Source organism: Microbacterium sp. KU4F, assembly GCF_056868075.1.
The window spans coordinates 970,868-984,630 of the sequence record NZ_CP200324.1 but is presented as its reverse complement, the minus strand read 5'-3'; the positions used below and the strand labels follow the sequence as shown (position 1 = coordinate 984,630).

The window sequence follows — 13,763 nt, the reverse complement described above, 5'->3', positions numbered from 1 at the left end:
GCCCTCCGCTGCGCCCAGCTAGATGCAGTTAGTGGCTGCGCCGCAGGCCACGAACATCGAGTACCCAGATCGAACCTATGACCCCGTGGTGACGCGGCACTGACGGACTCTCCGCGAGGAATGGTCTAGTTGTACTCGGTCTGATCGTTGGTGACGCGGAGATAGGGAGAAGGCCTTCATCCTGAGTGGTGTCTAACGTCACTCGAAGGAAGGCCTTCTCTTGGTTCACCGTAACGCGCGATTGGCGGAAGCTGGTCGCCTGATCCTGGTTCAGCGGGTGTTGGCGGGGCGCCCGGTCTCGCATGTCGCCAAGGAACTCGGGGTGTCACGGCAGTGCGCGCATCGCTGGGTTACCCGGTTCCGTCTTCTCGGACGGGCGGGCTTGCGAGATCGCTCGTCCCGACACCGCACGCACCCCGCCACCACATCGCCGGCGGTGATCGCGCGGTTGCTCGAGCTGCGTCAGGCCGAACGGCTGGGCCGTGATGAATTGGCGCGCCTGGTTGGTGTCAGCCCCTCGACCGCATCTCGACTCATCGTCAGAGCGGGGCTACCCGCCCTGCACGAACTCGATCCGGTCACCGGGATCCGGATCCGCGCCTCGCGTCGCACACAGCTGCGTTACGAACGTGAGCAGCCAGGCGACCTGGTGCATATCGACGTGAAGAAGCTGGGCCGCATCCCCGCTGGCGGTGGCTGGCGACTCGATGGCCCGGACGTCATCGATCACCACAGCTCCCGACCACGACGGGTCGGGTTCGACTATGTCCATGTCGCCGTCGATGACCACTCGCGGCTCGCGTTCGCTCGGATCCTGCCCGACGAGAAGGGGCCCACCTGCGCCGCCTTCCTCGCTGAGGCAGCCGCGTTCTTCCTCGATTACGGCATCACCGTCCGCAGCGTGATGACCGACAACGCACTGAACTACCGACGCTCCCACGCCTTCCAGACCACACTGAACACCCTTGGCGCCACGCACATCCTCACCCGTCCGCACTCGCCTTGGCAGAACGGTAAGGCCGAACGCTTCAATCGGACCCTGCAGGAGAACTGGGCCTACCGGCATCCGTTCACCTCCAACGAAGATCGAGCCAGCGCGCTCGCGCCCTGGCTCGAGCACTACAACTACGCTCGACCCCACACCGCTTGCGCAGGCCAGGCACCCATCAGCCGAACGTCACCAACGAAGTGACCGAGTACATCTAGTCCAGCCTCGGCGCATGACGCAGATCTAGGACGACGCGGCCAGCGAAGCCCACGCATCGGCCACAATCGACTCATGATCGCAACCACCCGGGCGGGACTGCGCCGGATGCGGGCGCTCGATCCGCGTTCGCCTCACCGGGTGGCGAGTCCGCTCGAGCTGCTGTTCGACCTCGTGTTCGTGGTGGCGGTATCGCAGGCATCCAGCACGCTGCATCATCTGATCAGCGAAGGTGAGGCCGCCCACGGGCTCCTCTCCTACGCGATGGTGTTCTTCGCCGTGTGGTGGGCGTGGATGAACTTCACCTGGTTCGCCTCCGCGTTCGACACCGACGACTGGCTCTACCGCGTCATGACCATCGCCCAGATGGGCGGCGTACTCGTGCTCGCCGCGGGCGTGCAGCAGGCGATGGTGCACGAGGACTTCCTCATCGTCACCATCGGCTACGTCATCATGCGCCTGTCAATGGTCGCGCAGTGGCTGCGCGCCGCGATCTCGGATGCGGCATCCCGCCCCACCGCGCTCCGCTTCGCCATCGGGGTCGCCGGCGTCCAGGTGCTCTGGGTGCTGCGCCTCGCCCTGCCCGAAGGTGCGCCCCAGCTCGTCGGGTTCTTCGCGCTCATGGCCGTCGAGCTCGCCGTGCCGGTATGGGCGGAGCGGCACGGCCGCACCCAATGGCACCCGCACCACATCGCCGAACGCTACGGCCTGTTCACCCTCATCCTGCTCGGCGAGAGCCTGCTCGCGAGCGCCAACGCGATGATCGACGCCCTCAGCACGGGCGAGCACACTGGTCAGCTGATCGGGCTCGCCGCGGCCGGCGTCGTCATCACCGCATCCATCTGGTGGATCTACTTCGCCCGCGAACAGGCCGCTCGCCTGCGCACCACCTCCGACGGCTTCGTCTTCGGCTACCTGCACTACTTCCTGTTCGCCGCCGTCGGCGCCGTGTCCTCCGGCGTCGAGGTCGAGATCGACCACGTCACCGGCGCCACCGAGATCTCCGGATCCGCCGCGGGCCTCGCCCTCACCCTGCCCCTCGCGCTCTTCCTGCTCGCCACCTGGGCCGTGCTGCTGCGCGGCACCGTGCGGCGCACGATCTGGTGGGTCATCCTCGTCGGCATCGCCCTCGTCGCCGCATCGGGACTCCTACCGCTCGGCGAGTTCATCGCCGCCGCGGCGGTCATGATCGGCGTCGTGGTGCTCCTCGAGATCGATGCCTCCCGGCAAGGCGCGACCCAGCCCCACTGATGCCGCGGGTGGGCATGGGCTGAGAGTCCGCAACCTCCCGTCATCGCCGCGGATCGCGGCAGTAGGATGAGCCGGAGAGAACGGAGCGCTCGTCATATGTGGGAATGGCTGATCCCTGTCGCGGTCGTCGTACTGATCGTCCTGGTCGTCGGAATCTATCTGTGGGCGACGTACAACTCGCTCGTCCAGCTCAACGTCCGCGTCGACGAAGCCTGGAGCGACATCACGGTGCAACTCAAGCGCCGCGCCGACCTGCTCCCGAGCCTCATCGAGACCGTCAAGGGATACGCCGCCCACGAGAAGGCGGTCTTCGAGAACGTCACCCAGGCGCGCGCCGAAACCATCAACGCGCAGGGCCCCGCCGAAGCCGGCATCGCCGAAGGCCACCTGCAGCAGGCGCTCAAGTCGCTCTTCGCCGTCGCCGAGGCCTACCCGCAGCTCCAGGCCAGCCAGAACTTCCTGCACCTGCAGCAGTCCATCGTCGACACCGAAGACAAGATCCAGGCCTCGCGCCGGTTCTACAACGGGGGAGTGCGAGAGCTCAACACCAAGATCAAGGTGTTCCCCAACAACCTCTTCGCCCGCAACCTCGGCTTCCACGAGCGCGAGTTCTTCGAAGTCGTCGACGGCGCCGCCATCGCCGAGCCTCCCCGCATCCAGTTCTGAGACTCAGCCCGGTTCGTCGCCCTCCAGGGCGACGGGCTCGGGTCGCGAGTCATGGCGCTCGGCGCCCAGCACCCACGCGACCTCGTCCGTGGCATCGCCCCACCGCGACACACTGATGGTTTCCAGCTGCTGCCACGCCGCCGCATCCCGCAGCAGCTCGGCGACCCGCTCCACGTCGCCAGGCAGCCGGGAGGGCTCCCACCACGCCGACTGCACCCGCAGCACGGATGCGGCGCGATCCGCCTTCAGGTCGATCCGCGCCGCCACGCGGTCGCCGATCACCACCGGCAGCGAGTAGTAGCCGAACCGCCGCTGCGGCGCGGGCGTGTAGATCTCGATTCGGTACGAAAAGTCGAACAGCCGCTCCGCGCGATCGCGGAACCACACCACCGGATCGAACGGCGTGAGCAGCGCCGCCGCATCCATCGTGCGGGGGAGCGTCGCCTCGCGATGCACCCACGCCGGCGCCGGGCGCCCCGCCCGCGTCCACCCCTCCACCTGCACCGGCTGCAGCTCACCCGCATCCACCAGCTCGCCGATCGCCTGCAGCGTCGCGCGCTGATCTCCCAGCCGCCAGTAGTCGTCGAGGTCGCGCGCCGTCGCGACGCCGTACGCCCGCGCCGCACGACGTACCAGCTCATGCACCGCCTCGTCTTTCGGCGTCGCGACGCCGGCGACGGATGCGGGCAGCACCTGCTCCGCCAGCCCGTACACGCGCTCGAAGCCTCTCCGCCCGGCGATCGCCACCTCCCCGGTGAACCACAGCAGCTCGAGCGCGCTCTTCACGACGCTCCAGTCCCACCACGGACCCCGCGGCGCGCGCGACGCGTCGTCTTCGATCTGCGCCGGCCGCAGCGGCCCCCGCGCCGCCAGCTCGCCGCGCACCCAGTCGAGCGTCGCGGCGTCGATGCCGCGCCAGCCCTTGGCCTCGTGCCGCGCGCGATAGTGCTGCATCCGGAACCCGAACAGCGGCCAGTCCGCCGCGTCGATGAAGGACGCCTGGTGCGCCCAGTACTCCACGAACGGCGCGCGACGCTGGAATAGCAGCTTGTCGAGCCGCGCCGGGTCGTAGGGGCCGAGCCGCGAGAACAGCGGCATGTAGTGCGAGCGCGCGAACACGTTGACCGAATCGATCTGCAACACCGACATCCGCCGGATCTCGCGCCGCAGATGCACGCCCGTCACCTCGGCGGGCCGCGGAGCCCCCAGACCCTGCGCGCGCAGGGCGATACGTCGGGCTTCGGACCGGCTCAATCTGGCACGCACCGCGTCAGCGTAGCGTCAGCCTCCGACAACTAGACTGGCGAGATGACCGAGCCCGACGAGAAGCCTCGCGGATCGTTCTTCGACGCCCTCCGTCAGCGCACCGTCAGCTCCGACACCACGCACAGCGTGCCGCGCGGCGTCCGCATCGCCGCCGCATACTCGTGGCGCTTCCTGCTGATCGCCGCGGCCGTCGGTGTGGCGATCTGGATCATCATCCAGCTGAAGCTGCTGGTCATCCCGCTCCTCATCGCCATCCTCATCGCCGCCCTCGTGTGGCCGGCCTTCACGTGGATGCTGCGTCACCGCTGGCCGCGGTGGCTTGCGATCGTCGCCTCGGTGCTCGGTACCGTCGCCATCGTCTCGGGCCTGTTCTGGCTCGCGATCTGGCAGATCACCCGCGAATGGGGATCGGTGCGCGACCGCACCGTCGGCGCGATCGAAGACCTCCGCACCTACCTCATCGACGGCCCGCTGCACCTCACCGCCGACCAGATCGACGGGATGCTGCGCCAGGGCCTCGGCATGCTCGAACAGCAGGCCTCGCTCCTCTGGTCGGGCGCGCTCGCCATCGGTTCCACCGTCGGCCACGTCGCCACGGGCCTCCTGCTCACGATCTTCATCCTGCTCTGCGTGCTCGCCGACGGCGGCGGCATCTGGAAGTGGGTCATCCGCCTGTTCCCGAAGGCCGCCCGCCCCGCGGTCGACGGCGCCGGCAAGTCCGGCTGGCTGACCGTCGTCACCTACGCCCGCACCCAGCTGCTCGTCGCCACGATCGACGCGATCGGCATCGGCCTCGGCGCGTTCCTCCTGGGCGTGCCCCTCGCGATCCCCGTCGGCGTGCTCGTGTTCCTCGGCGCCTTCATCCCGTTCGTCGGAGCCGTCGTCACCGGCGCCCTCGCCGTGTTCCTCGCCCTCGTCTACAACGGTCCCTGGATCGCGCTGTGGATGCTGGTGGTCGTGCTCGGCGTGCAGCAGATCGAAGGCCACATCCTGCAGCCCATCCTCATGGGCACCGCCGTCAAGGTGCACCCGCTCGCCGTCGTGCTCGTGGTCGCCGGCGGCGCCATGATCGCCGGCATCCCGGGCGCCCTGTTCGCCGTGCCGCTGGCCGCCTTCGTCAACGTCTTCGTCCTCTACCTCTCCCGCCGCGCGTGGGAGACCGGTAGACCACCCGAACCGGACGAACTCATCTGGAGCACTGTGCCCCGCGAACGAAGGAGAACGACGCGGTGAGTCTTCCCACACTGGCCGACTTCGAGGATGCCGCCCGCACCCTCACCGGCCTGATCACCCGCACGCCCATGGACGAGTCGCAGGTGCTCAGCGAGATCGTGGGCGCCCCGGTGATCCTCAAGATGGAGAACCTCCAGCGCACCGGCTCGTTCAAGATCCGCGGCGCGATCTACCGGCTCTCCCGCCTCACCGAGGAGGAGCGCGCCCGCGGCGTGGTCGCCGCATCCGCCGGCAACCACGCACAGGGCGTCGCCCTCGCGGCACAGCGCCTCGGCATCCCGGCGACCATCTTCATGCCCCTCGGCGTCCCCGTGCCGAAGCTTCTCGCCACCCGCGGCTACGGCGCCGAGGTGATCCTCGAGGGCGACACCGTCGAGACGCCGCTGCGGCTCGCGGCGGAGTTCGCCGAGCGCACCGGCTCCGTGCTCATCCACCCCTTCGACCACCGCGACATCATCATCGGGCAGGGCACGCTCGGCCTCGAGGTCTACGACGACCTGCCCGCCGTCGACACCGTCGTGCTCGGCATCGGCGGCGGCGGCCTCACCGCCGGCGTGGCGGCCGCCATCAAGGCCCGCGCCGCCGCCGAGGGCCGCACCGTGCGCATCATCGGCGTGCAGGCCGCCAACTCGGCCGCCTACCCCGCATCCCTCGCCGCGGGCGTGCCGCTGGAGGTCGCCACGACGCCCACGATCGCCGACGGCATCGCCGTCGCCCGGCCCGGCGACGTGCCGTTCGAGATCATCCGACAGCTGGTCGACGAGGTCGTCACGGTCGACGAGAACGACATCGCCCGCGCGATCCTCATGCTGCTGGAGCGCGCGAAGCTCGTCGTGGAGCCCGCGGGCGCCGTCGGCGTCGCCGCCCTCATGACCGGCAAGATCTCGGCGTCGGGTCCCGTCGTCTCGGTGCTCTCGGGCGGAAACATCGACCCGCTGCTGCTGCAGCGCGTGATCTCGAACGGACTGAGCGCGGCGGGGCGCTACATGACGATGCGCATCCCGCTGCCCGATCGTCCCGGTCAGCTCGTGCAGGTGTCCGAAGTTATCGCGCGCGTCGGTGCGAACGTCACCGAGGTGCTGCACACCCGCCACGGCCAGGGCCTGCAGATCAGCCAGGTCATCCTGCAAGTGAGCGTGGAGACGCGGGGCGTCGAGCACCGCGCCGAAGTGATCGCAGCGCTGGAGGCTGCGGGGTTCGCGCCGGTCGTCGTCGCCGACTGACCGGCGCGTCCGCGCTCACTGACCCGTGTAGGTCTCGACCTTCACGACCTCGACCGCGATCTCGCGGCCGTTGGGGGCGGTGTACGAGGTCTTCTCACCCTCGCGCAGGCCCAGGATGGCGGCGCCCAGCGGCGACGCCTCGCTGTACACATCGAGCTCGCTGCCCGCCGCGATCTCGCGGTTGCCGAGCAGGAACACCTCTTCGCCGCCGGCGACGATCGCGGTCACCACAGTGCCGGACTCGACCACACCGGTCGACTCGGGAGCCTCGCCCACCTTGGCGTTCTTCAGCATCGCCTGCAGCGTGCGGATGCGCGCCTCCTGCTTGCCCTGCTCGTCCTTCGCGGCGTGGTAGCCGCCGTTCTCCTTGAGATCGCCCTCTTCACGAGCCGCCTCGATCCGCTTCGCGATCTCCTCGCGGCCGGTCGTGGACAGGTGCTCGAGCTCGGCGACCAGCCGGTCGTAGGCGTCCTGAGTGAGGAAGCTCACCGTTGCGTCAGAAGACACGGTCTCTCCTTCGTCGTGAGTCGCAGCGCAAGGCGCCGCAACTAAGCCAAGACGCCCCGGCGGTTGCCAGGGCGTCGTCGATCAGTTGCCGTTAGCCTACGGCACCCAGCATCCGTTGACCAATCCCGTGGTGGCCGCAGCGGTGATCGGAATCTGCTCGACGAAAGCCCGCGTGTGCTCGGAGGAGGGCGGGTACTCGACCACCCGCCAGCCCACGACGCCGTGCTCCTCGTCTTGCGCCTCGAGCACGCAGGCGACCGCCGTGTTCGGCGGCACGGTGACCTGGAACGAGACGCTCGTGGTGTGCTCACCGACCAGCTGATAGCCCGTCGTGACCGCATCCACCGACGACGAGCTGGCCGAGAACGCGTACCAGCCGGCGACGATCACGGCGGCCGCGATGCCGACGGATGCGAACACGGCCCAGAAACGGCCGGAACGGGCACCGCGGGTGCGGCCGTAACGCTCGTCGAGCAGTTGTTGCGTCGTCATGGACCCTCGGATCGGGAATTAGGCTTGAGTCCAGGCTAAGCGCTCGCGCGCGGAACGGAGACATCCATGCACCTGGCCGTGTGGCTCGCCGAGGTGACCCCGACCCCGACGCCGACCGATGTCGACCCGCTGCTCGTGACGCCCGGCCCCTGGGGCTTCGCCGTCATCGCGCTCGTGGGTATCGCGGTGATCGTTCTGGTCTGGGACATGCTGCGCCGCATCCGCCGTGGTCGCTACCGTTCCGAGATCCGTGAGCAGCTGGATGCGGAAGAGCTCGCCGCCCAGCAGGGCGATGCCGCTGAGCGCGACTCGGAGACCGACGACGAGGACATCGACCCCGCGCAGCGCTGAGTCTCAGCCGTTGTAGGCGGGGGCGAGGCAGATGAGCAGGCACGCCGCCCAGTGGCAGAGGAATGCCAGCACGGTGCAGACGTGGAAGATCTCGTGGAAACCGAATTTGCCGGGCCACGGGTTGGGCCGCTTGAGCGCGTAGACGACGGCGCCGCCGGTGTAGAGCAGACCGCCCACGATCACGAGCACCATCATGGCGACGTTCGCGTTGAGCAGGTCGACGATGTACATGACGGCGGCCCAGCCGAGCAGGATGTACAGCGCGACGTACAGCCAGCGCGGTGCGTGGATCCAGAACACCCGGAAGAGGATGCCGAGGATCGCGCCGCCCCACACGAGGCTGAGCAGCAGCACGGACTTCTCGGGAGGGAGTGCCAGCACTGCGAGCGGCGTGTAGGTGCCGGCGATCAGCAGCAGGATGTTGGCGTGGTCGATCCGCTTCAGCACGACCTTGGTGCGCGGCTTCCAGTCGAAGCGGTGGTACAGCGCGGAGTTGCCGAACAGCAGCAATGAGGTGGTCATGAACACGGCCGCCGACCACTTGGCCGCGGTGCCGTGCGCGAGAACGATGAGGACGATGCCGGCGGCGATCGCGACCGGGAAGGTGCCCGCGTGGATCCAGCCGCGCCAGGTGGGGCGGATCTCCGTGTTCGCGTCCTTCTCGGCGGCGTCGATCAGCGGCAGCGAGGGCACGTCGGGAACGCCGGAGCTCATGGCAACCAGAGTAATCGGGCGGATATGCCCGTGACCGCACGTAGCCATAGCGTTGGCTGAATGCGCGTGCCCGTCGCTCTGCGGGCGGTAGCGTAGGGGAGTGACCAGCGGTCGGGAGAGTGAGGGGCGGGGGCCCCTCTACCGTCTCTACAGCAATCGTCTGCGCCGGCAGATCCCGCCCGCATCCGTTCCTCGCCACGTCGCGATGATGATCGACGGCAACCGGCGGTGGGCGCGTCAGCTGGGCTACGACTCCGCCGCGCACGGGCACCGTGCGGGAGCCGCGAAGATGCGCGAGTTCCTGCGGTGGTGCGACGAGCTGGGCGTCAAGGTCGTCTCGCTCTACCTGCTCTCGATCGACAACCTCTCCAAGCGCGACTCGAAGGAGCTGGCCGATCTCATCGAGATCATCGCCGAGCTCGCCGACGAGCTGTCGCACGAGCGCGACTGGCGCGTGCAGCACGTCGGCCGCGCGGCTCCGCTGCCCCAGGAGCTCGCGCACGTGCTGGCCGACGTGCAGGAGCGCACGGCGGGCAACACCGGCATGCACGTCAACCTCGCCGTGGGCTACGGCGGCCGAGGCGAGATCGTGGATGCGGTGCGCAGCATCATCACGCAGTACGACCAGACGGGCGGCTCCCTGGAAGAGCTCGCCGAGAGCCTCACGCCGGAGCAGATCGGCGAACACCTCTACACGGGCGGTCAGCCCGACCCCGACCTCGTCATCCGCACGTCGGGCGAGCAGCGCCTCAGCGACTTCCTACTCTGGCAGTCGGCCCACAGCGAGTTCTACTTCGTCGAGGCCCTCGGTCCCGACCTCCGCGAGGTCGACCTGCTGCGCGCCATCCGTGACTACGCGCGCCGAGACCGCCGCTTCGGCAAGTGAGCGCCGCGGCGCCGTTCACGAACTCTTAACGCGACACGCGCGGATTTCGGCCCCACGGATCCCGCGGAGGTCGTACGGTCATCACAACGGGCACGGCGCCCGTTCGAGTCGGCCCCAGGAAGCGACTCGCTACCCACCGGTCGACTCGAGAGACCCCGGGCCACGGGCCCGGAAGGGGAGTGGGTTGTGACCACACGAGCACCACACCAGCAGCAGCGGGCGACCGTCCAGCAGAGCGCAGATCAGGAAACTGACCTGCGCTCTTATGTTTTGGACACCTCGGTGCTTCTGAGCGATCCCCGAGCGTTCTTCCGCTTCGCGGAGCACTCGGTCGTGATCCCCGTCGTCGTCATCACCGAACTGGAGGCCAAGAGACATGATCCGGAGCTGGGTTACTTCGCGCGCCAGGCGCTGCGGCACCTCGATGAGCTTCGCGTCGAGCACGGCCGCCTCGACTTCCCCGTCCCCGTCGGCGCCGGCGGATCGCTCCGCGTCGAACTGACCAACACCGACCCCTCGGTGCTCCCGAGCGGGATGCGACTCGGCGACAACGACACCCGCATCCTCGCCGTCGCCATGCACCTCCAGCAGGAGGGCCACGACGTCACGGTGGTCTCCAAGGACCTCCCGATGCGCGTCAAGGCCGCCTCTCTCGGCATCCTCGCGGAGGAGTACCTCGCCGAGCAGGCCGCGGACTCGGGCTGGACCGGCATCGCCGACATCGACGTCTCGGGCGACGAGATGAGCGACCTGTACGAGAGCGACGTCGCCGTGAGCGACGACGTGCGGGGCCTCCCCGTCAACACGGGCCTCATCGTGCACTCCGAGCGCGGTTCCGCCCTCGGACGGGTCACGGGCGACGGCGAGTTCCGGCTCGTCCGAGGCGACCGCGACGTGTTCGGGCTGCACGGCCGCTCGGCCGAGCAGCGCATCGCGATCGATCTGCTCTCGGACCCGGATGTGGGCATCGTCTCGCTCGGCGGTCGCGCGGGCACCGGCAAGTCGGCGCTCGCCCTGTGCGCGGCGCTGGAGGCGGTGCTGGAGCGCCAGCAGCAGCGGAAGATCATTGTCTTCCGCCCGCTGTTCGCCGTCGGCGGCCAGGAGCTCGGCTACCTGCCCGGTGACGCGCAGGAGAAGATGAACCCTTGGGGCCAGGCGGTGTTCGACACGCTGGGCTCTGTCGTCAGCTCGAACGTGCTCGAAGAGGTCGTCGCGCGCGGCATCCTCGAGGTGCTGCCGCTGACCCACATCCGGGGTCGCTCGCTGCACGACGCGTTTGTGATCGTGGACGAGGCGCAGTCGCTCGAGCGCAACGTGCTGTTGACCGTGCTCAGCCGCATCGGGCAGAACTCCCGCGTGGTGCTGACCCACGACGTGGCCCAGCGCGACAACCTGCGGGTCGGACGCCACGACGGCATCGCCTCGGTCATCGAGACCCTCAAGGGGCACTCGCTGTTCGGGCACGTCACCCTGACGCGGTCGGAGCGCTCTGCGATCGCGGCCCTGGTGACCGACCTGCTGGAGGCGGGGGAGCTTTCATGAGGTCGTATGAGAGCTTTCTCACCCGATCCTCCTTGTGCTCTCACGGCAGCCGCGGATGATGGAGAACACGGATGACGCGACACTGTCATTCACCGCTGGAATGAGTTCCCCCAGACTCTGACGGCGAAGAAAAACTGGAGAAGCAATCCGCCACCGATTCCCCCCGGTGAGGTGGCGGGCATCACGGGTTCGGGTCCCGTGGTCTCTCTGTGGCCCCCGGCGTCCCCCAGCGCCGGGGGCCTTCTCCGTGTTCGGGCGCGCCAAATCAGCCGCCGTCGGGCGGGTGTCGATGCGGAGTGCCTACTCCCAGCGGTAGCCGGCGCCGCGCACCGTGACGATGCGCTCGTGACCGAACTTGGCGCGCAGGTAGCGCACGTAGACGTCGACCACGTTGGAGCCCGGGTCGAAGTCGAGCCCCCAGACCCGGCTCAGCAGCTGCTCGCGGCTGAGCACCTGACCGGGGTGGCGCAGGAACTGCTCGGCGAGGGCGAACTCCCGCGCCGACAGATCGATCTCGCGCCCCTCGACACTCGCGCGCCGCGAGAGCACGTCGAGGATGACATCGCCGTGGACGATCGCGATGCTGCCGGTGGCGACGTTCTCCCGCAGGCGCGAGCGCACGCGGGCGAGGAGCTCGTCGAACTTGAAGGGCTTCGGCACGTAGTCGTTCGCGCCGGCGTTGAGGCCGTCGACCGTGTCTCGGGTGCTGCTGCGGGCGGTCAGCATGATGACCGGCAGGTGTGAGCCCTGACCGCGCACGTGCCGGAGCACCTCGAAGCCGTCCATGCCCGGCAGGCCCACATCCAGCAGGAGCAGGTCGACCTCGCCCGAGAGCGCGCGCTCCAGCGCGTCGTTGCCGTCCTCGACCACCTCGGTGGCGAATCCCGCCGACTCCAGTCCGCGCTTCACGAAAGCCGAGATGCGGGATTCATCCTCCGCGATCAGGATCAAGGTCATGTGGTTGCCTCTCGCTGCAGAACGACGTCGCCGGCGCGCACGGGCGTCGGGACCAGAGTGGACGGATGGCCGCTGGTCGGCACGCGCACCGTGAAGGTGGCGCCGCCGCCGGGGGTGTCGGTGACGTCGACGGAGCCGCCGTGGGCCTGTGCGATCGCCTCGACGATGGCAAGACCCAGGCCCGAGCCCTCGACGGAGCGGTTCGCATCGACACGCGCGAACCGCTGGAAGATGCGGCGCCGGGCCGCGGGCGGGATGCCGGCACCGTGGTCTCGGACCCACAGCCGTGCCTCGCCGTCCACGACGTCGCTGCCGACCTCGATGGGGCTGTCGGCCGGCGTGTACTTCGCGGCGTTGTCGGCGAGCTGCAGCCAGGCCTGGGTGAGCCGGTCGGCATCGGCCACCACCACACCACGGGCGCTTCGGGCGAGGGAGAACGGGTGACCGGAGATGGCGGAGACGAGCTCGCCGACGCGTTCGGTCAGCATCCCGAGGTCGACGGGGCGCATCTCGAACTGATCGCCCTGCGCCGACGACAGCAGGTCGATGTCGTCGACGAGGCGCGTCATCCGGTCGAGCTCCGAGATCCCCATGTCGCGGATGCTGACGACATCCTCGCGATCGTCGACGTTCATCATCTCGAGGTGCCCGCGCACGATCGTGATGGGTGTCTTCAGCTCGTGCCGGATGTCGTCGAGCAGCTGTCGCTGGCTGCTGACGGACGCCTCGAGGCGGTCGAGCATGGAGTTCATGGTGCGTGAGAGGTCGGCGATCTCGTGGTCACCCTCCTCGGGCACGCGCGTGCCGAGATCGTCGAGCGTCACCGCATCCGCCGCCTCGCGCAACTGCCGAAGAGGCGAGAGCAGTCGGCCGGTGAAGAACCAGCTCGCGAAGCCGAGCGCGGCCATGACGACCACGGCGGCGATCACGTACGTCATGATCGACGCCTGGAACGGCGCCATCTCGGCTTCCATGTCGACGCCGCGCAGGTAGATGCCCGTCTCGCCGCCGATCTGCACCGGCAGCGCCACGTAGCGCACCTCGCCCTGGTCGGTCGAGACCGTGCCCAGCACGATGTCGCTGCCGGTGACCGCCTTCGTCGCCGCGGTGACCACCCCCGGATCCTCGATCGCGTGGAACAGGTTGCCCGCCGAGGGGGAGACGACGATCTCGCCGTCGACGACCCCGACGACGCCTTCGGTCTGCGAGGGCAGGAAGCCGGTCACGGTGCGCGTGAGGTAGATGCCGGGGGACGGCGCATCGCCCACGGGCCGCAGGGCCTGCACCTTCTCGATCAGGCGGTCGTCCACGTCGTCGACGAGACGCGCCCGCTGGATCCAGAAGGAGACCCCACCCGCGACGATCAACCCGACGCACGCCACAAGGAGGATCGCCCCCAGAGTCTTCACGCGCGCCGAGAGCATTCTCGGCGTCTGCTTCACCTTCCGATTATGTCTCGTCGGGCGGTTTC

Annotated in this window: 14 protein-coding genes; 8 read left to right on the top strand and 6 right to left on the bottom strand. The window is 68.9% G+C overall.

The window, feature by feature from the left end; genetic code table 11:
• The first annotated feature begins 220 nt into the window (after nt 1–220).
• The 3 genes from AC1VNH_RS05005 to AC1VNH_RS04995 all read left to right on the top strand — a co-directional run bounded on the left by AC1VNH_RS05005 (nt 221) and on the right by AC1VNH_RS04995 (nt 3,121).
• Nucleotides 221–1,192, top strand: coding sequence for an IS481 family transposase (locus AC1VNH_RS05005; RefSeq protein WP_483110176.1), 972 nt, complete (start codon nt 221–223; stop codon nt 1,190–1,192).
• Nucleotides 1,193–1,279: 87 nt separating this feature from the next.
• A complete protein-coding gene (locus AC1VNH_RS05000; protein ID WP_483110175.1) occupies nt 1,280–2,455 on the top strand; it encodes a low temperature requirement protein A in 1,176 nt (391 codons plus the stop codon).
• 96 nt (nt 2,456–2,551) lie between these two features.
• On the top strand, nt 2,552–3,121 hold the full coding sequence (locus tag AC1VNH_RS04995) for a LemA family protein (RefSeq protein WP_137417500.1): 570 nt from the start codon (nt 2,552–2,554) through the stop codon (nt 3,119–3,121).
• Between the two features lie 3 nt (nt 3,122–3,124).
• On the opposite strand, the gene AC1VNH_RS04990 is transcribed toward AC1VNH_RS04995, so the two are convergent.
• Nucleotides 3,125–4,387, bottom strand: a complete 1,263-nt coding sequence (locus AC1VNH_RS04990) for a winged helix-turn-helix domain-containing protein (RefSeq protein WP_483110174.1) — start codon at nt 4,385–4,387, stop codon at nt 3,125–3,127.
• A 42-nt stretch (nt 4,388–4,429) separates the two neighbouring features.
• Here AC1VNH_RS04990 and AC1VNH_RS04985 point away from each other — a divergent pair, with 42 nt between their 5' ends.
• Both AC1VNH_RS04985 and ilvA read left to right on the top strand, forming a co-directional pair.
• The gene (locus AC1VNH_RS04985; protein WP_483110173.1) at nt 4,430–5,620 is read left to right on the top strand and encodes an AI-2E family transporter; all 1,191 of its coding nucleotides are present in this window, start codon (nt 4,430–4,432) and stop codon (nt 5,618–5,620) included.
• Nucleotides 5,617–6,843 (top strand): threonine ammonia-lyase, encoded by a 1,227-nt coding sequence (gene ilvA, locus AC1VNH_RS04980; RefSeq protein WP_483110172.1) that lies wholly within the window; start codon nt 5,617–5,619, stop codon nt 6,841–6,843. The genes AC1VNH_RS04985 and ilvA overlap by 4 nt, the downstream gene beginning before the upstream one ends.
• Before the next feature lie 15 nt (nt 6,844–6,858).
• Here the strand turns inward: ilvA and greA are convergent, their stop codons facing one another.
• Together greA and AC1VNH_RS04970 are read right to left on the bottom strand one after the other, a co-directional pair.
• On the bottom strand, nt 6,859–7,350 hold the full coding sequence (gene greA, locus AC1VNH_RS04975) for a transcription elongation factor GreA (RefSeq protein ID WP_137417496.1): 492 nt from the start codon (nt 7,348–7,350) through the stop codon (nt 6,859–6,861).
• 96 nt (nt 7,351–7,446) lie between these two features.
• On the bottom strand, nt 7,447–7,842 hold the full coding sequence (locus tag AC1VNH_RS04970) for a DUF4307 domain-containing protein (protein WP_483110171.1): 396 nt from the start codon (nt 7,840–7,842) through the stop codon (nt 7,447–7,449).
• 66 nt (nt 7,843–7,908) lie between these two features.
• Here AC1VNH_RS04970 and AC1VNH_RS04965 point away from each other — a divergent pair, with 66 nt between their 5' ends.
• Complete coding sequence (locus AC1VNH_RS04965; protein ID WP_483110170.1) at nt 7,909–8,193, top strand: hypothetical protein; 285 nt, start codon at nt 7,909–7,911, stop codon at nt 8,191–8,193.
• A gap of 3 nt (nt 8,194–8,196) precedes the next feature.
• Here AC1VNH_RS04965 and trhA read toward each other — a convergent pair whose 3' ends face one another.
• Nucleotides 8,197–8,907: a PAQR family membrane homeostasis protein TrhA gene (gene trhA / locus AC1VNH_RS04960; RefSeq protein ID WP_483110169.1), complete on the bottom strand. Its 711-nt coding sequence runs from the start codon at nt 8,905–8,907 to the stop codon at nt 8,197–8,199.
• Nucleotides 8,908–9,007: 100 nt separating this feature from the next.
• Here trhA and AC1VNH_RS04955 point away from each other — a divergent pair, with 100 nt between their 5' ends.
• Nucleotides 9,008–9,793 (top strand): isoprenyl transferase, encoded by a 786-nt coding sequence (locus AC1VNH_RS04955; RefSeq protein ID WP_483110168.1) that lies wholly within the window; start codon nt 9,008–9,010, stop codon nt 9,791–9,793.
• Between the two features lie 186 nt (nt 9,794–9,979).
• Nucleotides 9,980–11,335 (top strand): RNA 5'-3' helicase PhoH2, encoded by a 1,356-nt coding sequence (gene phoH2 / locus AC1VNH_RS04950; RefSeq protein ID WP_243227409.1) that lies wholly within the window; start codon nt 9,980–9,982, stop codon nt 11,333–11,335.
• A gap of 300 nt (nt 11,336–11,635) precedes the next feature.
• On the opposite strand, the gene AC1VNH_RS04945 is transcribed toward phoH2, so the two are convergent.
• Both AC1VNH_RS04945 and AC1VNH_RS04940 read right to left on the bottom strand, forming a co-directional pair.
• Nucleotides 11,636–12,292, bottom strand: a complete 657-nt coding sequence (locus tag AC1VNH_RS04945) for a response regulator transcription factor (RefSeq protein WP_243227410.1) — start codon at nt 12,290–12,292, stop codon at nt 11,636–11,638.
• Entirely contained in the window at nt 12,289–13,734 is a 1,446-nt protein-coding gene (locus AC1VNH_RS04940; RefSeq protein ID WP_483110167.1) for a sensor histidine kinase, read from the bottom strand. Before AC1VNH_RS04940 ends, AC1VNH_RS04945 begins: the two co-directional genes overlap by 4 nt.
• Between the last annotated feature and the right edge of the window lie 29 nt (nt 13,735–13,763).